Here is a 23,398-nt window from a genome sequence, read left to right as displayed (position 1 = left end):
TTACTCTTATACCCCTATTTACCCTTTTCTAATCTTGGTCAAATGTTCTCCCTATAGATTCGTTTGTCAACACATAACTATGCTTGATTTGTGTTGATTTTATGACTTTTTATAGAATTTTCTCAAGCATCGTTTATTTTTACGTTAAAGAGACGTATAATTTGTTAAAATACGTTAGTATACATATTTTTCATTTCGCCTATAAATATGAAAAAAGGGAGAACGTTATGAAACCAACAGAAAAGAAGGATGCTAGGGAAAGTATTCTGTTTACTGCATGGGCTGCCTCAGTCATTGCTGTTTTCGGCAGTTTATATTTTTCGGAAATTAGACAGTATGAACCATGTGAATTATGCTGGTACCAAAGAATTCTTATGTATCCTCTAATTGCCATTTTAGGCATAGCAGTAGTTAAAAAAGACTTTCGAATCAGCTTTTATACTATGATTTTATCTGGAATTGGAGGACTCATCTCTATTTACCATTACGGTATTCAAAAGCTTTCTTTTTTAACTGAAAGTGCTCCAGCATGTGGCAGAGTTCCTTGTACGGGACAGTATATTAACTGGTTTGGCTTTATCACTATTCCATTTCTAGCATTGGTTGCATTTATTATTATTTTTATTTGTAGTGTCATGATATGGAAAAAAACAAAGGGGGAGAAGACCAAATGAAAAAAATCATCATATTCTTAGCAGTCATTATTATTCTTTTTGGCGGAGTTGCACTGTTAACAAAAATGCAGAACGATCAAAAAGTTTCAGGGGACAACCCTTATGGAACAACTGATTTAGAGCAAGAAACGATTGATCAGTTAGATGATCCTAATTATAGCAATATTGTGTTACCAGAGGATTTAGAGAGTCAATTAAGTGAAAGCGGCGAAGCTACGGTATACTTTTTTAGCCCAACATGCCCTCACTGCCAAAGAACAACTCCGATTGTTGCTCCTTTATCTGATGATATGGGCGTTAACTTATTACAATACAACTTACTAGAATTCGATCAAGGTTGGAATGACTTTGGTATTTCAGAAACACCAACTATTGTGCATTATGAAGATGGAAAAGAAGTAGCTCGTATTACAGGATACCAAGAAGAAGCTGTATTTCAAGATTGGTTTGAAGAAAACGTAACAGAATAAAAACGGATAAATAAAAAAACGACCAATGTTCATAAATAAATTTGGTCGTTTTTTTGTATTTCCCTTTTAAATGATTCTTACTGTAAGTATGCTTGGTCTATATTTATTGGCTCTTTCGTTTGTTCAGGAAGGAAATGATGAAAGGAAAATGGAAAAGAGATATCAAAACGATTTAAAATCTCAGTATTTCTTTTAAATAACTCACAATGCTCTTTCTTCAGCCCTGCATCTTCAAGGAGGTGCATTAAAGTTTGTAAGCTAGCCAATACCGAATAAGCATCTCCTAAAGTTTCCATACACTTCTCTGTCGGCTTTAAAATATTCATGTCACCAAATGTCTGTAATTCTTTTTCTGAAAAATAATGAGGTAAAACATGATGAAACATTTTATCGACCAATGCTTCAATTTGCTCCTCTTGTTCTGTTGTTGCCGCAAAAACTACTTTCACAAGTAACCCACCTTTGTTCACTAATACTTCATGATTACCAATAGAATAGCATAAACTACTTTTGCCTCTCGGTGGTAATTATCACCATGATTTTATATACTATTGATGCAAATATCGTTTTCTACAAGAGAACTTGAATAATCCTTGTTAAATACACTTTCATCTATATGAATAAACACTATATGATATGCTTAAAAGGAAGGAAGTAAATAATGGTAACAGTAAGTAAAAAAGGAGAATGGTTTGAATTAACCATTCCAAAAAAATGGGCTGGTCAATCTGCAACGCAATTGTTTAGAGAGATTTGGGGCGCCCCTAAAAAGCTGACCCATCAAATGCGCATGGAGGGATGCGTAAAAAAGAATAACAACCCTATTGTATGGGAAAAGCCACTAATCCAAGGAGATCGGTTACAATTCAAACTTTTAACGGACCCTCAGGTAGAAACGCTTGAGAATGATGGTTTCTATACAGATGTAGATGTTAGGTACGAGGATGATCATTTAATCATTTTTAACAAACCTGCTGGGATGGAAACACACCCACACACCTTAGTTCAAAAAAATACCCTTTTAGATGCAGCCAAATATTATATGCAACTTCAGGGTGAATCTACTTACATTCGACATATTCACCGATTAGATAAGGAGACATCTGGAGTGATACTGTTTGCTAAACATTCTTTAGCAGGTGCTATCCTTGATACAGCACTTGCACAAAGATCTATCAAGCGCACGTATATGGCTCTCGTCCATGGCCAACTAAAAAGTAAACATGATAGTATTGAACTCCCAATCGGAAAGGATCGCCATCATTCCAATAAGCGGAGAGTCTCAACTACAGGGCAATATGCCAAAACGACCTATGACGTCCAAGCTTATGATAGCAAAAAAAATATTTCACTCATTACTTGTCAACTCGATACAGGCAGAACCCATCAAATTCGTGTCCATTTAAGTCATATCGGACATCCACTCGTTGGTGATCATTTATATGGAGGAAAGAACCTGCTAACTAGACAAGCATTACATGCTTATAAACTTGAATGGCAGCACCCCTTCACAAAAGAAAAACAGGAGATCACTTGTCCGGCACCAGCAGACTTCCGCTCATTATGTCCATAAAGGAAACAAAGTACAAAGTCTATTATCAGCTCTTTTATTTATCTATTTACAATCGATAATAAAAACACAAAACAACGAGCAAATTCGAAGTGAAGTGCTCCTTAAATTTAGCCATAAAAAAACTGCACCTCCAATTGTTAGCTCATTTCTAACAATTGGAGTACAGTTCAAATTGTTCGTTTTACTTATTTTAATCTGTCGATTTCCTCATGGACCTCATGATGAAACTTACGATAAAGGCAAGCACAATCGCACCAATGATCGCTGGAATTATAGCAAAATCTGCGATTACTGGTCCCCAGTCTCCTAAAATAAGAGTCCCTAACCAAGCTCCGATGAAGCCAGCAATAATATTGCCTATAACTCCTCCTGGGATATCTCTACCTGCGATTAAACTCGCTACCCAGCCGATAAGTCCACCTATAATTAATGACCATAAAAAGCTAAACAATGCTCTTCACTCCTTCATTACATCTATTTCATCTTCATTAGATGTACACTTAGGTTGTGAAAGCACTCAACGAATCATTCATTCAGTTTTTTCCTAATATGGAAATAGCAATTACAAATCGTCAGGATTTTTACCCATCCGTTTATTTTTATTATAATCGTCAATAACGCTCATATCCTCGTCAGACAGAGCAAAATCAAATATAGCTTGATTTTCCTCTAGCCTCTTTAATTTCGTTGTTTTAGGTATAACGATTACCTGTTTTTGTATATGCCAACGCAGAATAATTTGCGAGACTGTTTTATTATATTTTTTACTTAAGGTAACAAATTGTGGCTCCGAAGAAAGTTCACCTCTTGCAATTGGCGCCCACGCCTCAACTTGAATGTTGTTACTCCAGCAATATTCACGAAGTGGTTGTTGTGATAATTGCGGGTGCAACTCAACCTGATTGACCATTGGCATTATTTTTGCGACTTTTTTTATTTCTTCTAAGTGATGTTCGTGAAAATTACTAACGCCTATTGCCTTTATTAACCCTTCTTCATACAAATACTCAAGTGCTCGCCACGTATCTTTATACTTATTTGGCATAGGCCAATGGATTAAATATAAATCAATATAAGATAAATGTAATTTTTTCAAACTTTTCTTAAAAGCTGCAATCGTCTGCTCATATCCATGATCATCATTCCAAACCTTTGTCGTAATAAACAGCTCTTCTCTAGGTATGCCACTTTGTTCAATTGCTCTACCAACACCTTCTTCATTATCATAGAAGCTTGCAGTATCGATTAAGCGATAACCTAGTTGAATCGCATTCCTTACGACATTTTCCACTTCCTTACCTTCTTCTACTTTATATACACCTAAACCAAATTGGGGCATCAAGACCCCATTTGCTAATTTTACATTAGGTATTTTTACCATCTTAATCCTCCTCAAGTAAAAAGTCTGTTTTTTTATTTCCATAAAAATATAAACGATGAAGCGGTCTAGTCATTGCCACATATAACAATTGTATTTCTAAAGGAGCTTTTGAGGTAAATACTTCATCAATTGAAAAGATAAATACTACGTCAAACTCTAAACCTTTGGCTAAATAAGCCGGAACAATGACGACTGATTCTTTAGGAATTTGTCCATGTTCTCCTAGTAAATAAACCGGCATTTCGCCATTTTTTTCAAATTGTTGATAAAGCTTCATACAATCGTTCATCGTTTTCCCAATTAATGCAAAAGTTTTAAACCCTTCTTCTTTGACTTTAAGTAATTTAGCCTCTAGGACATGTATATAGTGCTTGCCTTCGCGGGATGGAATAAACTGCGGATGCTCTCCATGTCTAACAACTGGCTTTACTTCAGGAAAGGTATACGGCAGTTTTTTTAATATATGATTAGCTGCTTTCATAATTTCTACAGTAGTCCGGTAACTCTTCTGCAATTCTGTATAAGTGGCTCGAGGGAAAATCTCGGCTTTTACGTCCTCCCAAGATGTAAGCCCTCTATAAGAGTGTATACCTTGCGCTAAGTCTCCAACTAATGTAAACATATCGGTATCAGCTGCTTTCTTAAGAGAAAGAAGTTCCATGAACGTATAATCTTGCGCCTCATCGATGACTATGTTTTTTACTTTCCACTCTTTTTCAATTCCAAACAAATGAACCTGCAAATACAATAATAAAGCTAAATCTTCTCTTTCATACATTCGCCTCTTAAACAAGTCTTGTTGATAACGAATAATATTTTCTGCTTCTACTTGTGTTAACTGATTAAGTGAACGTTTCACTAATTGCTGTGGGTTTTGAAATAAATCTTTATAATAAGTCCAAATATTCTTTTTAGGAAATTGCTTCATATATGTAGCAACCGATGTCTTTATTGCCGTTGTCATCTCTTTCAACCTTGCTTCTTTCTTATCAAGGGCTTGTGAGACATATTTTTTTCTCTTCACGGGATCTTTCGCTTGATATAATGCTCTTTCAATTTTGTCATCATAAAACATTTCAATTTTCTCAAGCATTTTCTTTTTTTTATGTTTTATTTCATTTTGTAAAATCGAACGTAACTTATTTAGTCTCTTATACAAAGGTAAATAATAAAAATCTTCTTCCAATAATTTTACAAATCGCGCACTTTTATATAATCGATACTTATCAACATAAAAATCAGTAGGCGGATGAAAAGTTAGAAATATTTCTTTCATATATTCATTCAGTATGGTTTGAAAAACTTTAGATCCCTTCAATTTTGATATTTGAAGCGCATGAACTGTTTCCTTTTGATGATTTTTCTCTAACAATTGAATTAACTTATCGTCTTTTTTCAATTTTATATTTTTCTTTTGTAATGCTCCTATGACATAATCCTCGTACGTTTTTTGCTTAATATTCTCAACACCAAGCTCAGGTAGCGCTTCGGAAATATAATCAAGGAATAGATTACTTGGGGCAATAATCATCAATTGCTCAGGTTGAAAGTTTTCTTTGTATTGGAAGATAAAATAACTAATTCGGTGTAAAGCAATCGTCGTTTTACCACTTCCCGCACCGCCTTGAACGATGATAGGTTTATTCAAATCAGCTCTGATAACTTTATTTTGTTCCTCTTGTATAGTAGATACGATTTCTGTGAGGCGATTACTTGCACTTCCAGCTAGCGTTTCTTGTAGCAATTGATCATTTGTTGTCAAATCAATATCACGAATCTCAGTAAGGAGGCCACGCTCCATCATAAATTGTCTTTTTAATAAAAGCTCACCGTTAAAATTCTCTCCATTAGAGACATACGAAACATCCCCTAGTCTGCCTTCATAATAAAGATTTGCTATTGGTGAACGCCAATCGACAATTAATTGATCCTGATTTTCTCTTGAGTATAAAGATGTTTTTCCAATATAGATGACTTCTTCCACTGGTGGATCATCTCTGGAAAAATCAATTCTTGCAAAATATGGTTTCAGTCGGGACTTTTTCAAGCTTGATAGCTCTTCTTTTGACATATCAAAAAAGCGAGCATTCGTTAATAAAGACGAATAACCCAAACTGGAATCGACATCTTTAAAGGCTGCTTTCATATTGTCTTGAAAATTATCCTTCGATGTCTCTGCTGTTTTAATAACAGCTTCCATATATCTTTTGGTATATTCTAAGCGCTGGTTTTCTTCATTGTAATCGGGGTGTTGATGTACCGTTGTCATATCATTTACCTCCATTTTTATAATTAGCCGCTGATGGAGAGTAATCTGACGTTGTGTAAGTGAGAAGAAATATATATTATCAGAAAAATACATAACAATCAAATAAATGCGCAGTACTTTTAAGTCGCACTAATTTGAATAGATATTAATTAAGTTAAGGAATAATGTAAAAGTAAAGAAAAACTTTATTAATTTTTTGTAAAGGCGAACACAACAAATTCATGAAAGATAGAATAAATTTTACCCACTCACACTCTTATAAAGTCAGTAGTAACAGGGGATATGAAGATTTTTATTGAATAATAAGAAACATTACAATATGATTACAATTAAACACAATTCGACATTTTTCTTCTAGACCCGAAAATTACGCTTTATACAATAAAATTTTTCGTTTAAAATAATAACGTTTGAAGGGTTTATTTTCCGAAAATTACTGGGGGTATTAATGATGGTTTTTAAAAAACAAGATAAATTCAATAAATTGTTAAGTGATATTGCAATCAACTTAAAAGAAGGAGCAATGTATTTCGCCGATTATAAGCTAAATAACATTAGTGACTTGAAAATTTTCTCAGAAAAAATGAAAGAATACGAAACAAAAGGCGACACACTTGTTCATGAAACAATTAAAGAATTAAACAATGCCTTCATTACACCAATTGAAAGAGAAGATATTCTTCATCTTGCAATGGCTATGGATGACGTATTAGATGGTTTTGAACAAACAGCAGATTTATTTGAAATGTACTCCATCATTAATGCTGATGAATATATGTTGAAGTTTGTAGAAGCTATTCAACAAAGTGCAGTAGAAATTGAAAAATCAGTTGAGCTATTATCCTCTAAAAAGTTGCTAAAAATACGAGATCATGCAATTAAAATCAAAGACCTCGAATCAAAATGCGACGGCGTATTACGCCAATCTATTAAACATCTTTTTTCCGTTGAAAAAGATCCAATTCGCATCATTCAGAAAAAAGAAATTTACGAAAACCTAGAGGAAATTGCTGACAGCTGCCAAACAGTTGCCAACGCATTCGAAACAATTATAATGAAAAACGCGTGAGGAGCAATAACTAATGGATGCAATTTTAATTATCACAGTATTAATCGTCATTTTCGCTTTAATTTTTGACTTTATTAACGGATTTCACGATACAGCAAATGCTATTGCAACTTCAGTGTCAACGAAAGCTTTGAAACCTAGACACGCTATTATACTAGCTGCAACAATGAACTTTGTAGGTGCAATGACTTTTACAGGTGTAGCGAAAACGATTACGAAGGATATTGTCGATCCTTTCACATTACAAAATGGCTCAATTGTCATACTATCTGCCCTTATAGCAGCGATTTTCTGGAACCTATTGACTTGGTATTTCGGCATACCAAGTTCATCCTCTCATGCTTTAATTGGCTCAATTGCAGGTGCTGCCATTGCGTCAGCTGGGTTTTCTGCATTAAACTATAGTGGATTTATCGGTATCATACAGGCACTCATTTTTTCGCCACTGATTGCTTTTGCAGCCGGATTTATTATTTATAGCATTTTTAAAGTTGTTTTTAGAAATAATAATTTAACAAAGACAAATAGAAATTTTAGAACGATACAAATTTTCACCGCTGCATTGCAATCATATACCCACGGTACAAATGATGCACAAAAAGCGATGGGGATTATCACACTAGCGTTAATCTCCAATAACTATGTAACTTCTACGGACATTCCTTTTTGGGTCCAATTATCTTGTGCAATCGCGATGGGACTAGGTACATCTGTTGGTGGTTGGAAAATCATTAAAACAGTTGGCGGTAAAATCATGAAGATTCGCCCTGTTAACGGAGTAGCAGCAGACATTACGGGGGCAATGGTCATTTTTGGTGCAACCGCACTGCATATGCCAGTTAGTACAACTCATGTTATTTCTTCATCTATCCTCGGTGTAGGTTCAGCCCATCGAGTAAAAGGAGTCAAATGGGGAACAGCACAACGTATGTTAATAACTTGGGTTATTACTTTGCCGATTTCAGCAACAATAGCCGGGTTAACTTATTTGATTTTGAGTTCTTTCTTATAATGCATACAAATCCTTAAGGGTTTACATCCTTAAGGATTTTTTTGTCTTCTTCTAATAAGAACTCATATATAACAAATACTATAAAGAACTTGAAAATCTTCATAAAAACGAATACTATAGTCCATGTGACCTTTTTTCGTTCGTATTATTCCACGACCATGTATTTACAGCTTGGAGGATTCTAATGTTTAAGTTAAAAGAAAACAATTCTACAGCAAAAACAGAAATACTCGCCGGTTTTACAACTTTTTTAACAATGGCATACATTGTTGTTGTTAACCCAGTCATTCTCTCTGACGCTGGTGTCCCATTTGATCAAGTCTTTACTGCAACAATTATTGCAGCAGTTGTTGGTACACTTTGGATGGCCCTTTTTGCTAATTATCCAATTGCTATCGCTCCCGGTATGGGATTAAATGCTTATTTCGCGTATTCTGTCGTTGGTGGGGGCTTAGATTATGTAACAGCTTTCGCTGCCGTATTCGTAGCAGGTCTCATCTTTGTGATTTTATCTTTAACTGCTTTTCGTGAAAAATTAATTGAAGCCATTCCAGAAAACTTAAAAGCAGGAATTTCTGCTGGTATTGGTTTATTTATTGCATTTGTTGGACTGCGAATGTCCGGCATTATTACAAGTGATCCTAGCAATCTTGTGGCTTTAGGGGATTTAACAGCAACTTCGGCAATATTAACGCTAGTTGGTTTAGTCATCACACTCATTTTAATCATATTAAATGTATCTGGAGCACTGTTTTTCGGCATGATTATAACAGGCTTAATCGCGTTCTTTACTGGGCAACTACAGTTTAGTGACGGGCTAACATCTTTACCTTCGCTTCCAGAAGGCATTTTAGTATTCAATCCCATTTCAGCTATTGGGGACGTCATCACTCATGGTCTTTATGCGGTGGTTTTCTCGTTTTTATTAGTAACAATATTTGATACAACCGGAACAATGATTGGTGTTGCCCAACAAGCTGGTTTAATGAAGGGGAATAAATTGCCACGTGCAAGACAGGCTTTATTATCTGATTCATTAGCCACATCTGTCGGTTCTATGTTCGGAACAAGCCCTACAACTGCTTTCATTGAATCTTCTAGTGGGGTTGCAGCCGGTGGTCGAACCGGACTAACTTCTTTGACAGTAGGTATCCTTTTTATCGTTGCTGCATTCTTTAGTCCGCTTGTCAGTGCGGTTTCAGGCATTGCTGCCATTACTTCGCCTGCACTCATAATTGTTGGTAGCTTAATGATGGGAAGCTTAGTTAAAGTTAAATGGGGTGAGTTTGATGAAGCTTTCCCAGCGTTTTTAATTATTTTGACGATGCCGCTCACTTCTAGTATTGCTACAGGTATTGCACTCGGGTTTATAACACATCCCATCTTAAAAATATTTAAAGGCAAAGGTAAACAAGTTCATCCACTCGTTTATATTTTCGCTGTATTATTTCTCATTCAATTACTCTTTTTACCACATTAAAGTGGAAGGAATAGAAACATCTATTGGCTAAATAAAAAATCCGAACACCTCTTCAAATGCTAAAGCAATGCAAGCATCTGATTGATGAGTGTTCGGATTTTCTTTTTTACCAGTATAGGATTGAATGAGTTAGACTTCTACTTCTTCAATTTTATTATGTGGGTCATTATAAACTTCTTGGTCGATATCTTTCGTCATTTTACTCGTTAATATACCCGAAGTCATAGATCCACTTACATTTACCGCTGTTCTTCCCATATCAATTAATGGTTCAATTGAGATTAATAAACCCGCAAGAGCAATAGGTAAATCTAAGGCTGAAAGGACGAGAATGGCTGCAAAAGTTGCTCCTCCACCTACTCCCGCAACGCCAAATGAGCTGATAACAACTATAGCGATAACAGAAAGGAGAAAACTTGGTTGTAATGGATTAATCCCAACCGTAGGTGCAATCATAACAGCTAACATAGCCGGATAAATACCCGCACAACCATTTTGTCCAATAGAGAGACCAAATGAGCCTGCGAAATTGGCTATTCCATCTGATACCCCTAATGATTTTTGCGCCTTAATATTTAAAGGTAATGCCCCAGCACTTGTTCTTGACGTAAAGGCAAACGCAAGCACCGGAAATGCTTTTCTTAAGTATTGTAGTGGACTTAATCCGACAAATAGTAATAATAACAAGTGAATTAGCATCATAACCGCTAACGCTACATATGAAGCAATAACAAATTTCCCTAAATTGTAGATTGCAGAGAAATCACTTAACGCAACTGTCTTTGTCATAATAGCAAGCACGCCATAAGGAGTTAATCTAAGGATTAGTGTAACCACACGCATAATAATGCTATAAAAGGCATCGACAATTTTTGCAAATATCTCTGCTTGCTCAGGTGTTTTTCTTCGTACGCCCAAGTAGGCAATACCTAAAATTGCTGCAAATATAACGACTGATATCGTTGAAGTCGCTCTCGCTCCTGTTAAGTCAAGAAAAGGGTTTGCAGGAAGTAACTCTAAAATTTGTTGAGGCAATGTTTGAGCTGCTAGTGATTGAGATGTTTCTTCCATTTGTGTCCCTCTACTGACCTCTGCATCTCCCTCTTCAATTTGGATGGCTTCTAAATTAAAGACGGTTGCCGAACCAATACCTACAATAGCAGCCACAGCAGTAGTTCCAAGTAGTATTCCGATAATTAATACACTAATTTTACCAATATTACTTGAGAGGCTCAATCTTGTAAATGCTCCTAAAATGGAAATAAACACGAGTGGCATCACAATCATTTGTAAGAATTTAACATAACCCCCACCAACTAGTTGAAACCAATCCGTCGACCTTGCCAATACTTCTGAAGTTGATCCATAAATCAGTTGCAATGCTAAACCAAACAATATACCTATTCCCAATGCCGTAAAGACTCTTTTAGAAAATGAAATATGTTTACGTTGCATAATAAATAATAAACTAATAAAACCAATCATTAATGCTAAGTTAATAATAAACCATACATTATCCATCATTACCCCTCCTAATATCTTACTTTTGCACAATTTTATATGATAATACGATTATTCCTATACGTCAAGTATGAATTACGATTTAATTATCCTTTATGGTATATGCTTTTTTCATGAATATATACCAATCTATCTATAGGCCTTTCTTACTTAACATTTTCAACTGTTTTTGCCGATTTTTTTAATCCCCTTTGAAAGCCAAAAAGCTGCAGCATCGCTTAAAATAAGCTAACGATGCTACAGCTAAAATAAAAACTCTTATTGCTTATAAGCTTCTTACCTTCTCGCTGCATGCTTTCATAGCAGTGAGAACAGATGAACGAAATCCTGTTTCTTCTAACTTGCTGACCGCATCAATAGTCGCACCTCCAGGGGTACAAACCTCATCTTTTAACATTCCAGGATGTTTACCAGATTCAAGCACCATCTTTGCTGCACCTAATACTGCCTGAGCACCTAGTTTATAAGCAGTGTCTCTTGGTATACCGTCTTTTACCGCTCCATCGGCCAATGCTTCTATAAATAAAAACACATATGCAGGAGAAGACCCGCTAATTGCTGGAATGCCATCCATTAATGACTCATCCACTACTTCCACTTTCCCGATAGCAGAAAAGATGCGTATTACTTTACTTAATTTCTCTTCATTAATATACTGGTTGCTACTTAGCACACTCATTCCCTCACCAACCAATGAAGGTGTATTTGGCATTGTACGTACTGCCATTACATTTCGTTCAAAGTACTTTTCGATATCATGTAGAGTAATGCCAGCAGCAATGGTTACGATAATGCTATGTTCATTTACTTCCCCTTTTATTTCATCAATTACTTCCTTATGATCATTAGGAGGAACCGCTAAAAAGATTACTTCGGCGCTTCTCGCCACTTCTTTATTGGAGTGGGTTGTATGAATCGCATACTTTTCTTCTACCTTATGTAGTGTTTCTTTCGTTCTTGCACTTGAAATCATTTCATGATGACTGACTAAACCGTTTTTTAATATGCCGCCAATAATCGCTTGTGCCATTTTTCCACAACCGATAAACCCTATCTTTTTTTCCATTGTTATCACTCACCTTTTCCATGCTCTGGTTCATTTTAACATTATCACAGCTGTATTGAAAAAAAGTTTAATATACTCCTTTAAGGTAATCGCAGAACAAATGATAACCATATTTGCTATAAGCTACCCTTATTCATTAGATAAACTTCATGAAAAAAATAACCCAAAGCATCAATGCTTTGGGTTATTTATTAATTAATTATCTTGAACATCTTTTCGATTCTTTTTAAACATTTTTGATAATACTTCATACACAATAGGAACAACGACTAGAGTTAATAAGGTCGAACTTGCAAGACCACCGATAACTGTGATACCTAATCCTTTAGAGATTAAGCCTCCACCGCCTGAACCAAATAATAATGGAACTAGCGCACCCATTGTAGCAATAGCTGTCATTAGTATCGGACGAAGACGAGTGGCACCCGCTTCTAGAATAGCGTCTCTCATCGTCATACCATCTCTTTCCATATGAATGATCCGGTCAACTAATACGATAGCGTTCGTAACAACAATACCGATTAACATGAGTAGACCCATCATAACCGTAACAGAGATTGTTTCCCCTGCAATGTATAATCCGACAAAGGAGCCAATGACTGCAAACGGTAGTGAGAACAGAATGGCAAACGGTGCAACACCCTCACCAAATGTAACAACTAAGATGAAATATACAATCGCAATAGCGGCAAGCATTGCTAAACCTAATTGCGTAAACGTTTCGTTCATATCTGCAGTTACACCAGCAACATCAAGAGTTACCCCTTGTGCCAAGTCTAAATCATCGATACCTTTATCCAGTTCACTCGTAACTTTGGATAAATTATCTGAAGTTACTGTGGCAGAGACAGTTGCATAGTACTCACCTTTACTACGAGACAATGTATTTAATGTTGTCCCTTCTTCTACATTAACAAGCTCAGATAATGGCATTTCTTGGCCTGTTGCAGTCGGAACCTGTGTATCTAATAACTCATCAATTGATTTCGCAGGCTCAGCGGCTTCAGTTTGAATAATGACATCTATTTCATTACCATCACTTTGAACAGTTGTCAGCACTTCACTATTACCTTTATCGTTTAACGCCATAACGATTTGACCTGTCGTTAAGCCATACTGCATAACGTCTGCTTGCTCAACTTTTAAGATATGTTCTACATAAGCATCTTCTGCTGTAGATGAAATATCTTCTAAGTTATCGGTATCATGCATGACATCTTCCACTTGTGCCACGGCATCATTTAGTTTATCTAAATCCTCACTATACAATGTATAGCTTACTTCACTAGTATTCGCACCCATTGAAGAAAAGTCCTGAGATTTCCACTCACCAGATTGTTCAATATTAAATACATATTCTTCAATTTCTTCTCTTACCTCTGGGAAGTTCTTCATATCTGGATCAAAAATCAGATACATAAGAGCCCCACTAGCGCCGCCACCCATCATCATAGCAGCAGGATCTACATTGTCTGGGTCATTAATGGACAATTGTAGTATATCAATATCATCGCGTTTTAATAATTCTTCTTCTACTTCAGAAATATTCTCTTCCGTTATATCCATCTTCTCGCCGGTTTCAGGAGTATATGTTAAATACATTACCTTCTCTTCTTCACTTCCAAGGAAGCTAAAACCGATTAATGGAGTCAATGCTAATGATCCAGCTAATAAAAGAATAGCAATAGCTGACGTAATAATTTTATGGTTTAACGCTTTACTTAGAATGCCTTTATACCATAAAGCAAGTTTACCTACTTCTTTATGATTGCTCTCCTCTTTCTTACCGTAAAGTTTTTTCTTAAATAAGAAATGAGAGAGGGCTGGGACAATTGTAATCGCAACAATTAATGAAGCGCCCAATGCAAATGTCATCGTTAAAGCAAACGGAACAAATAGTTCACCAACCATTCCACCTACGAAAATTAACGGCGCAAAAACGGCCACAGTTACTAATGTAGACGAAAGAATCGGCTTAAACATTTCAATAGTCGCTTCCCTTACTAAAGCACGACCATTTAATTTTTCCTCTTTCAAATGTAAGCGACGGTATATATTTTCCACAACAACAATCGAGTCATCAATTACACGACCAATTGCTACTGTAACCGCTCCAAGAGTCATAATATTTAACGTAATATCCAACCAATTAAGCACTAAAAATGCCATAAAAATCGACACCGGAATAGAAACAATGGATATAATCGTTGACTTAAAGTCTCTTAAAAAGAGTAAAATAATTAATACAGCAATTAAACCACCAAAAAGTGCTTTTTCAACCATTGTGCTAACAGACTTTTCAATCGGTTCACCCTGGTCTAAAGAAATATCAATGGCAAGGCCATCATACTTTTCTGTTTCTTCTTCAACATAATCTTTTACACGATTAACTACATCTACTGTGTTATCCTGTTGTCCTTTTACAATTTGGATCGCAATCGCATTTTCTCCATTTGTACGAGAAACAGACTCTACTTTACCTACTTGTTCAATTTGAGCAAGTTCACTTAGCTCAACAAATGGTTGTGGGTGGTCGGCAGTTGGTGTTACTGGGATCATCATTTCTTTCAACTCATCAATAGTTGTTACTTTCCCATCTACCGAAACAGCTTCTTCAGCTTCTTCAAAATCAAATAACCCTAAAGATAATGCCATATCACTTGCTTGAATCAGTTCTTTTACATCATCTTGATTCAATTCAAACTTGGCTAGCTCTTCTTCATCCCAAGTAAATTCAACTTGTTCAATATGTTGACCGGTCATTGTTGCAGATGCTACACCTTCAATCTTTTCAATATCAGGCAAGATTACATCTTCAACTAATTCAGTCAGTCCAACAATATCTTCTTCTGTACTACTAATTGAAAGTGCAACTACTGGCATCATATTCATGCTGATAGATGTCACAGTCGGCTCTTCCACATCTTCAGGAAGATCTAAATTAGCAATCGCTCTTTCTAGCTCAACCTTTTTATCATCCATATCAGCGCCATATTTATATTCTACTTGAATACTTCCTACATTCGCACTTGAATTAGAATAAACAGCATTGACATCTTCAAGTCCTTCAACTGCCTGTTCAATTGGCACTGAAACTTCTTCCATCACCTGCTCAGGGGTGGCACCAGGATAAACACCATTTACCATTAAAAATGGAATAGAGATATCTGGGATTGTTTCAGTTTTCATCTGTGTAGTTGAGTAAACACCTGAAACTGTAATAATTATGGTTAATAACCACACAGCGAGCTTATTCTTTAAAACGAAATTGACTATGCCCTTCACATTGACACCTCTTTTTTTAAAAATTCGATTCTCCTTTACCCGATAACCATTATGTATATAGTAGAAATCAGTGTAAACGAAGTCTAACAAATAAGAATACTAACTATCATACCCAAAAGGAAGCCATTACTGGTTCTATAGAATCTATTTTGTTTGTTTTCTTGACGACAAACTCGGGTATCCTATAGAATATGACTAGTGGGTCACATCACCAATAAATATAACTGACCGGTCAGTCATGTGTCAATTATATTATTGTGAAGTTTTTGTTAACACGGAGATACTTCTTCGGTTAAGGAGTTGTTACAGATGAAAGAAAAAGAAAAAATAATTATTGAAGCTGCGATCAAATTATTCGCTAAAAAAGGATATACTGCCACATCTGTACAAGATATCGCCACTGATAGCGGCATTTCCAAAGGTGCATTTTATTTATATTTTAAATCGAAAGAAAAATTGTTAGAGTCTTTATTAATATATTATTTTGATCAATTAACTGAAGAAATCATGCAGTGGGACAACAAGAACCTTACTGCAAGAGAAAAATTCAAGGCACAAATCAATACAACCATTGATATGTTAATCCAACATAAGGATTTTATTATTACTCAAACAAGAGAACAAACCATACCTATTAATGAATCAATAAAAGAATTATTATTCACAAAGCAAATTGAAATGAATGAATTTTACCGCAAAAGTTTATCTTCTATATATGGAGAAGAAATGACTCCTTATTTATGGGATTTATCTCAACTTCTTGATGGTCTTTTTCATTCATACGTAAAAATATTAATTATTGACAAAGAAATATTTAAGCCTGAGCATGTGACTGATTATTTATTAAATAGAATGGACTCTTTAGCAGAGGGTCTAAAAAAAGAAGAACCTTTGATCACTGAAGCTAAGATGAACCGTTTCCTGCAAAAATTTAATATATTTTTACCAAATACTAGTCCATCGACTACCATCGCAGATATTAGACAACAAATACAAGAATGCGATGATAAAGAAACATTAGAGGTTTCCCTCGACATGATAGAAGAAGAAACTCAAAGGGAATATCCCAGACTTCCTGTCATTAAAGGAATGATTACTAACTTTAATCAATATCCTGATTTAAAGAAGCAACTGAATGATTTATTACAATTATAGAATGAGAGAAATTTGTCGATAAAAAGACCAACCTTTTTACTGGACATTTTCACTTTAAACGTTTATTTTACTATAAACAGGTAATATAAAGAGATATAGTGTAAACGAAGTAGAAAACTTCTGTACTTATAATTTATAAGAATGGATGGTGGAGAATATGGCAAATAACAAAGTTACGAATATCAGAAAGAATGAAAAGAAAGATGTAAGTATCGGAACAAGCGTGTCTTTAAATGGTCTCGTTACAGCAGTCTTTGATAATATGGTTCACGTACAGATCGGGGCTAAAATTGTCACTGTCAATATAAAGGATTTATATTCAGAAATCAACCAAACGCTACTTCCAAAACAATCAGTAAAAACACCATCGCAATCCGTCTAAAAACTGGTAAAGATTCTATTTCCTGGGATAGTTAGCCTATAAAAATAAGGCTAGTTATCCTTTTTTATTTAGATAATGAACGATACATATATGAAATTAAAACAGTTGGTTGTTGATGATGTAAAAGTTTACATAAAAAATTTATTCATCCTTCGCTTATTTTCACTAGATATTTTTATTTTTTAACAATATGACATTGCCACAAATGAATTTCAACTCTATTATTTTATATACTTTGATGAATACGGGGATTCTTCTTTTCTTCATTTTAGGTAAGCAGGACTACAAAAAGAACCATATAAATATTCGTATCATTCAAATATTTCATGGATGATTTCTTTTCACTGCATAGTTATTGTTATTGACCAATGCAAACAGAGCCATAAAAATACTTACCTTGTTCAACGAACGCTTCCTCAAGTTGAACAAGGTAAGTAAAATAGACCATGATCCTTGCAATTGTCTAGTTTTTTCAACAGAACTATAAGGTTTTATCATTTACTACTTTAATGGATTTTTTTCATTTCTTTTAATCTTGTAGCATCACCTAATATTTGAATAAAGGAAGCATCTTCTATACGTAAATCTCCCTCTATTTCTACTACCCATGTATCATCAGCAATCATCTTCATAATTTCTGCTCCTTCAGGTAATTGCTGTAAGACTGAACGTCCATATGCAATCCAACTCGTTTTCGCACTACGGTGTTGATCAAGGGTGGACTCTTCATTAAAAGTATACTCCTGATCCTTTTCTGTTAAATGAATCAAATCTTCTATAATTGCACTTGCTGTTGGATACATACCTGCACCTGGCCCCTGCAAACTAATACTCCCGACAATATCCGCCTCGATATGGATAGCATTTTGCACACCTTCCACCTGATATAAAGGATGGTTACCCTCAACTAACACTGGCCGAACAGCACATTTCACTTGAGAATGAGCGTATTCAATAGTTGCCACGTGCTTGTATCTAAGACCTAATTCATTAAAGAAAGTAATATCTGATTTAGCAATACTCGTAATCCCGTTTCTTTCAATCTGTTCGCTTATTGGTTTCTCTCCATAAATCAATTCACTTAAGATAGCTGCTTTATAATACGCATCAAAGCCTTCAACATCATTCGTCGGATCCACTTCCGCATAACCTAATTTTTGCGCTAGCGCCAGAGCATTATCAAATGATAATTGCTCTTCTCTCATTTTGGTTAATATAAAATTAGATGTACCATTCAATATGCCTTCAACCTTCGTTACTTTATTAGCATTTAGCAGTTTTTTTAAAGTTTGAATAATAGGAATACCACCTGCCACAGTAGCCTCGTAGCCGACTGAGACGTGATATTTTTTTGCTAATTCTCTTAAGATATTACTTTTTTCAGCAAACATCTCTTTATTTGCCGTAATCACGTGGCGACCTTTTTCAATCGCACTTTGTAAATAAGTTGCAGCCGGTTCAATACCAACAATTGCATCAATTACTACATCAATATTCTCCAGTTGTTGGATTTTTTCATATTGGTTTGTCAAAATAACTGACTGATCGGGGGCAGTATGCTTCTCAATGTCTCTCACTAAAATAGCAACAACCTTTACTTCTTCACTTAATAACTTTTGCAAACGCCCTTGATGCTGTTGAATTGTACGGTAAACGCCTTTACCAACAGTACCATAGCCAAGTAAAGCGATATTAATCGTCAAACCTTTTACCTCCCATTACATCATATTACTGTACTTTTTGACTAAGTTTGGCAAGCTCTCTTGCCTTTAATTCTCTGCGTAATATTTTGCCACTGATTTTTGTTTTAGGAAGTTCTGTGACAATTTCCATTTCTCGTGGGGCAGAATGAGCAGCTAATCTTGTTTTTACAAACCTTCTAATCTCTTCAAGTAGTACATCACTGCCTGTAAATCCTTTTCTTAGGACAATAAAGGCTTTGACGATTTCTCCTCTTAATGCATCTGGTTTTCCAATGACTCCAGCTTCTGCTACAGCAGGATGTTCAATGAGCTTACTTTCAACCTCAAAAGGTCCGATTCTCTCCCCGGAAGAATTGATCATATCATCACTCCTACCTTGGAAGAATATATATCCATCTTCATCTTGAACAGCTAGATCTCCTGATACATACCAACCTTCAAAAGGAAAATATGACTGGTATTTCTCCTCATTCTTCCATACTTCTTTCATGATTCCTGGCCATGGTGCTTTAATTGCTAAGTGACCAATCGACCCTCTTGATTGTTCGACACCATCATCATCGAGGATAGCGATGCTTATACCAGGAAAAGGTCGACCCATTGATCCGGGTTTAATTACTTCTGAAGGTAAATTGACAATTAATTGTGCCCCTGTTTCAGTCATCCACCATGTATCATGAATTCTTTTCCCTAACGTTTCTTGTCCCCAATAAATGACCTCAGGATTTAACGGCTCACCAACACTTAATAAATGTCTTACGTTGGATAAATCATAATCATTTGGTAGGTCATTTCCTTCTGCCATTAACATTCTGTATGCGGTCGGTGCACTATACCATACAGATACTCCAGTTGTTTCTAATGTATGATACCAACCCTTTGCATCAAAGCGGCCACCATTAACAACAATTGTCGCTCTATTTAACCAAGGTGTGAAAATGCCATACACAGTTCCCGTAACCCAACCTGGATGTGCGGTACACCAATACACATCATCATCTTTTAAATCGAGTACCCATTTCCCTGTTTGATATTGATGAACCATCGCTCTATGAGCATGAATAATTCCTTTTGGCTTTCCTGTTGAACCGCTCGTATAGTGGATGTTTAAACCATGCTCGAGATCAACCCACGTCGTGATATCTTCTTCTTTTACTGTTTTCTCTAATTCTTTGATGAGTGAAATTTCTTTTTCACCTAATAATTGTACGTCATCAGCATCAGTAAGAAATATCTTCTCTAAACAAGGCAGTTCGTTCTTTGGTACCCTGTTAAGTAAGTCAGTATCCGTAATCAAAAATCTCCCATCACAATCAGAGATTCTATCTTTTACTGCTTCCTCCATAAATGCTTCAAAAAGAGGACCCGCAATTGCGCCGAGTTTAATGGTGGCAATCATTGTAAAATAACAATCGGGATGTTTAGGTAGAAAAATAAAAACGAAATCACCTTTTTTCACCCCTTGGTTTCTTAAAACGGTGGCGATATGATCCGTTTTTTCTTTAATCTCTGCGAATGTGTATGTCTCTTCATATGAACCATTCACATAATGCAACCCTATTTTGTTTCCATAACCGTCAACCACATGTTTATCAATACATTCATGAGCCATATTGACTAGACCTGATTGGCTCCAGCTAAACTGTTGTTTAACCTCATCCCATGAAATATTTTGACATGCCTCTTCATAGTTTGTTAAGTTGTAATCTCCTTCAATGGGGGCAAGCTGTTGCCGCTCTATCACTGTCATAATTCATTAGCTCCTTTATCTTTAGATTGCTTTCGAATGAGATAAATCTAATAATTGCAAAATCTCATCTTTTAGTGCAGCAAGATCTTTATCTCCTCTTGATCTTGGTTTTGATTTTTCAATTTTTATTTCTTGATATAATTCTCCCGGCTGTCCCCTAAGAATAATAATGCGATCGGCTAAATATAATGCTTCATCAATATCGTGCGTTACTAAGAGGATAGTTGATTGATAGGTTTGCCAGAGATTCAGTAATAAATCTTGTAATTGCATTTTTGTAAAAGCATCTAATGCACTAAACGGTTCATCTAAAAGTAATATTTCTGGTGAGGTAACGAGGGCTCTGGCAATGGCCACCCTTTGCGCCATCCCTCCAGATAAATCTTTCGGGTAATGGTTTTCAAATCCTTCTAGCCCAACGGCTTTAATATATTGCGCTATTTTACTTTGAACTTTTTTTTGTAGACCGAATCCGATATTGTCATAAACTTTTAACCAAGGCATCAATCTAGGTTCTTGGAAAATCATCCCGATTTTCTTATGAACATCATGGACAGTTTCGCCATCTATTACAACCTGGCCATCATATTGTTTATCCAAGCCGGATAATACACGTAAGAGCGTACTTTTACCGCAACCACTTGTTCCTAAGATTCCAATGACTTCACCTTTTTCTACCTTTAAGTCAATATTTTCGAATCCCGTTGTTCCATTTGAAAAAGTTCTAGACACTCGCTCAATAGATAACAATCTTGCCACCTCCTACTTCTTGACGATCGTATCTTGCCAATGCAATGTTTTTGTCTCTAACCCTTTTAAAATGGCATCTGTTATTTTTCCTAATATGGCAAATAAGACGATACTAGAAATAATTAATTCCGGTGCATAAGTGTTTTGGCCATAAACAAGCAAGTAGCCAATACCTGTAGAAGCTCCCATTAATTCAGCTGCAACAACAAACATCCAACCAAGTCCCAATCCGCTTCTCAGCCCTACTAAAAAAGATGGCAAAGCTGCTGGTAAGATAATCTTACAAATTAATTGCCATGAGCTAAAATGATAGATTTTCCCCACTTCAATTAGTTTACGGTCAATTCCTTGAATGCCTGAAACAATATTTAGATAAACTGGGAAGAAAACACCGACAGCGATTAAAACCACCTTGGAAGGTTCCCCAATTCCCATCCAAAGAATAAATAATGGCACCCATGCCAATGAAGGTATGGAACGAAAAGCTTGGATCAGCGGATCTAATAAACTTTCAACTGTTGAAAAGTAGCCAACAGCGGCGCCGATAATTAAAGCTGCAGCAGTGCCAAATAAGAAACCAAGCACAAGGCGATATAATGTAATGCTCGTATGTGTCCATAAACTTCCATCTGTCGTCATTGTCATAAGTGATTGCAAAATGATTGATGGAGCCGGGAGTAAATGAGGAGGGAACACACCGATCCGACTCAAGTACTCCCATGCAAGAATAAGTAAGATTGGCACGATACTTCCAAGTAATACCCTTTGAATACTAGGGTTAATTTTTCTATGCTTCTCCTTACCCTCATTTACTTTGGGGATCGCTATGACTTCCTTCATATTCATTCTCCTTTACCAACCCTATTGAATGACCTCTGTTGAGAAATCTGGGTTTATTAATTCATCAACCACTTTACCTACGTCATCACTCTTAATAATGCCTTCTTCTTTTAAAACCTCACCAGCAGCATTTAATGCTTCTATTTGCACTTCACCAGGTATTGGTTCATTAAAGTCATTTCTCTCTAATTCTTTTTTCGCTACCTCTAGGGTGATTTGTGCTTCTTCTGCCAGTATCTCTGCCGCTTCTTCAGGATTTTCTAATACCCATGTACGAGCTTTTTCATAAAGCTCAATTACTTTTTTCACTTGTTCAGGATACTTCTCAGCAAATTCGCTTCTCACATTTAATGTGCCATAAGTGTTAAAATCGATATTTCGATAAATAAATTCTGTGTCTGCTTCAAGTTCTAATTTAGCCATATGTGGATCTAAACCAGCCCAAGCGTCTACTTGCCCTGTTGTTAATGCCGTTCCACCGTCAGCATGTTGCAAGTTAACGATTTCAACATCCGCTGATGTTAATCCGGCTTCATTTAATGAGCGCAGTAAAAAGATATATGGATCTGTTCCAATCGTTGCTGCTACTTTCTTTCCCTTCAAGTCTTCAACTGATTTGATAGCTGATTCTTTCGGTGCAACTAATGCCGTCCATTCTGGTTTTGAGTATATATAGACTGATTCAATTGGAGCACCATTTGCTTTTGCAATTAATGCCGCTGCACCTGCAGTTGAGCCAAAATCAACACTGCTACTATTAAGAAACTCAAGTGCCTTATTACTCCCTTGACTGAGGACAAACTCAACATCAATATCATCTTCGGCAAACGCTTCTTCTGCCCAGCCGAATTTCTTTAAAACTACACTTGTTGGAGAATAATAGGCATAGTCTAAAACAATTTTTTCTGGTTTTCCTTCGCCATTACTATCATCGGTGTTTGCCTCACTATCCCCGCAAGCACTAATGAATCCAATTGATAAAACGACAATTAAAAATACGAACCATTTTTTCATCGAT

Annotated in this window: 20 protein-coding genes; 8 read left to right on the top strand and 12 right to left on the bottom strand. The window is 35.9% G+C overall.

Annotation, left to right across the window (positions count from 1 at the left end):
- Positions 1 to 227: 227 nt before the first annotated feature.
- On the top strand, positions 228 to 674 hold the full coding sequence (locus MKX83_RS08210) for a disulfide oxidoreductase (RefSeq protein WP_251161268.1): 447 nt from the start codon (positions 228 to 230) through the stop codon (positions 672 to 674).
- Positions 671 to 1,144 carry a thioredoxin family protein gene (locus MKX83_RS08205; RefSeq protein ID WP_341054984.1) on the top strand — a complete coding sequence of 158 codons (474 nt, stop codon included), beginning with the start codon at positions 671 to 673 and terminating at the stop codon, positions 1,142 to 1,144. Before MKX83_RS08210 ends, MKX83_RS08205 begins: the two co-directional genes overlap by 4 nt.
- 77 nt (positions 1,145 to 1,221) lie before the next feature.
- On the opposite strand, the gene MKX83_RS08200 is transcribed toward MKX83_RS08205, so the two are convergent.
- Positions 1,222 to 1,593: a DUF5365 family protein gene (locus MKX83_RS08200; protein WP_224939072.1), complete on the bottom strand. Its 372-nt coding sequence runs from the start codon at positions 1,591 to 1,593 to the stop codon at positions 1,222 to 1,224.
- 212 nt (positions 1,594 to 1,805) lie between these two features.
- Here MKX83_RS08200 and MKX83_RS08195 point away from each other — a divergent pair, with 212 nt between their 5' ends.
- Positions 1,806 to 2,717, top strand: a complete 912-nt coding sequence (locus tag MKX83_RS08195; protein ID WP_341054979.1) for an RluA family pseudouridine synthase — start codon at positions 1,806 to 1,808, stop codon at positions 2,715 to 2,717.
- A gap of 190 nt (positions 2,718 to 2,907) precedes the next feature.
- Here MKX83_RS08195 and MKX83_RS08190 read toward each other — a convergent pair whose 3' ends face one another.
- The 3 genes from MKX83_RS08190 to MKX83_RS08180 form a co-directional block, all read right to left on the bottom strand.
- Positions 2,908 to 3,168: a GlsB/YeaQ/YmgE family stress response membrane protein gene (locus MKX83_RS08190; protein WP_224939070.1), complete on the bottom strand. Its 261-nt coding sequence runs from the start codon at positions 3,166 to 3,168 to the stop codon at positions 2,908 to 2,910.
- Between the two features lie 111 nt (positions 3,169 to 3,279).
- Positions 3,280 to 4,098: an aldo/keto reductase gene (locus MKX83_RS08185; protein ID WP_341054976.1), complete on the bottom strand. Its 819-nt coding sequence runs from the start codon at positions 4,096 to 4,098 to the stop codon at positions 3,280 to 3,282.
- A 1-nt stretch (position 4,099) separates the two neighbouring features.
- A complete protein-coding gene (locus MKX83_RS08180; protein WP_341054975.1) occupies positions 4,100 to 6,367 on the bottom strand; it encodes a HelD family protein in 2,268 nt (755 codons plus the stop codon).
- A 451-nt stretch (positions 6,368 to 6,818) separates the two neighbouring features.
- On the opposite strand from MKX83_RS08180, the gene MKX83_RS08175 reads away from it, so the two are divergent.
- The 3 genes from MKX83_RS08175 to MKX83_RS08165 all read left to right on the top strand — a co-directional run bounded on the left by MKX83_RS08175 (position 6,819) and on the right by MKX83_RS08165 (position 9,928).
- On the top strand, positions 6,819 to 7,436 hold the full coding sequence (locus MKX83_RS08175) for a DUF47 domain-containing protein (protein WP_095369963.1): 618 nt from the start codon (positions 6,819 to 6,821) through the stop codon (positions 7,434 to 7,436).
- 13 nt (positions 7,437 to 7,449) lie between these two features.
- Positions 7,450 to 8,448, top strand: a complete 999-nt coding sequence (locus tag MKX83_RS08170) for an inorganic phosphate transporter (protein ID WP_224939067.1) — start codon at positions 7,450 to 7,452, stop codon at positions 8,446 to 8,448.
- A gap of 184 nt (positions 8,449 to 8,632) precedes the next feature.
- On the top strand, positions 8,633 to 9,928 hold the full coding sequence (locus MKX83_RS08165; RefSeq protein WP_341054970.1) for an NCS2 family permease: 1,296 nt from the start codon (positions 8,633 to 8,635) through the stop codon (positions 9,926 to 9,928).
- 129 nt (positions 9,929 to 10,057) lie between these two features.
- Here MKX83_RS08165 and MKX83_RS08160 read toward each other — a convergent pair whose 3' ends face one another.
- The 3 genes from MKX83_RS08160 to MKX83_RS08150 form a co-directional block, all read right to left on the bottom strand.
- The gene (locus MKX83_RS08160; RefSeq protein WP_224939066.1) at positions 10,058 to 11,449 is read right to left on the bottom strand and encodes an L-cystine transporter; all 1,392 of its coding nucleotides are present in this window, start codon (positions 11,447 to 11,449) and stop codon (positions 10,058 to 10,060) included.
- Between the two features lie 265 nt (positions 11,450 to 11,714).
- A complete protein-coding gene (gene proC, locus MKX83_RS08155) occupies positions 11,715 to 12,515 on the bottom strand; it encodes a pyrroline-5-carboxylate reductase (protein ID WP_341054966.1) in 801 nt (266 codons plus the stop codon).
- A 195-nt stretch (positions 12,516 to 12,710) separates the two neighbouring features.
- Positions 12,711 to 15,800 carry an efflux RND transporter permease subunit gene (locus MKX83_RS08150; protein WP_341054963.1) on the bottom strand — a complete coding sequence of 1,030 codons (3,090 nt, stop codon included), beginning with the start codon at positions 15,798 to 15,800 and terminating at the stop codon, positions 12,711 to 12,713.
- A gap of 309 nt (positions 15,801 to 16,109) precedes the next feature.
- On the opposite strand from MKX83_RS08150, the gene MKX83_RS08145 reads away from it, so the two are divergent.
- Positions 16,110 to 16,955, top strand: coding sequence for a TetR/AcrR family transcriptional regulator (locus MKX83_RS08145; RefSeq protein WP_224939063.1), 846 nt, complete (start codon positions 16,110 to 16,112; stop codon positions 16,953 to 16,955).
- 157 nt (positions 16,956 to 17,112) lie between these two features.
- Positions 17,113 to 17,337 (top strand): hypothetical protein, encoded by a 225-nt coding sequence (locus tag MKX83_RS08140; protein ID WP_191814601.1) that lies wholly within the window; start codon positions 17,113 to 17,115, stop codon positions 17,335 to 17,337.
- A gap of 506 nt (positions 17,338 to 17,843) precedes the next feature.
- Here MKX83_RS08140 and MKX83_RS08135 read toward each other — a convergent pair.
- From MKX83_RS08135 to MKX83_RS08115, 5 genes are read right to left on the bottom strand one after another with little or no spacing between them, the layout of a single operon-like run.
- Positions 17,844 to 19,040 (bottom strand): homoserine dehydrogenase, encoded by a 1,197-nt coding sequence (locus MKX83_RS08135; RefSeq protein ID WP_341054960.1) that lies wholly within the window; start codon positions 19,038 to 19,040, stop codon positions 17,844 to 17,846.
- Positions 19,041 to 19,065: 25 nt separating this feature from the next.
- Complete coding sequence (gene acsA / locus MKX83_RS08130; RefSeq protein ID WP_341054958.1) at positions 19,066 to 20,790, bottom strand: acetate--CoA ligase; 1,725 nt, start codon at positions 20,788 to 20,790, stop codon at positions 19,066 to 19,068.
- A 21-nt stretch (positions 20,791 to 20,811) separates the two neighbouring features.
- Positions 20,812 to 21,540: an ABC transporter ATP-binding protein gene (locus MKX83_RS08125; RefSeq protein WP_095369973.1), complete on the bottom strand. Its 729-nt coding sequence runs from the start codon at positions 21,538 to 21,540 to the stop codon at positions 20,812 to 20,814.
- Positions 21,541 to 21,552: 12 nt separating this feature from the next.
- Entirely contained in the window at positions 21,553 to 22,380 is an 828-nt protein-coding gene (locus tag MKX83_RS08120; protein WP_233435275.1) for an ABC transporter permease, read from the bottom strand.
- Positions 22,381 to 22,401: 21 nt separating this feature from the next.
- Positions 22,402 to 23,394: an aliphatic sulfonate ABC transporter substrate-binding protein gene (locus MKX83_RS08115; protein ID WP_341054956.1), complete on the bottom strand. Its 993-nt coding sequence runs from the start codon at positions 23,392 to 23,394 to the stop codon at positions 22,402 to 22,404.
- Positions 23,395 to 23,398 lie beyond the last annotated feature (4 nt).

The sequence above is a fragment of the Cytobacillus sp. FSL M8-0252 genome, assembly GCF_038007345.1.
In the GTDB taxonomy this organism is placed as follows: Bacteria; Bacillota; Bacilli; order Bacillales; family Cytobacillaceae; genus Cytobacillus; species Cytobacillus kochii.
Note: the sequence above shows the minus strand (reverse complement) of the source record. Positions and strands in the feature narration are given on the sequence as shown.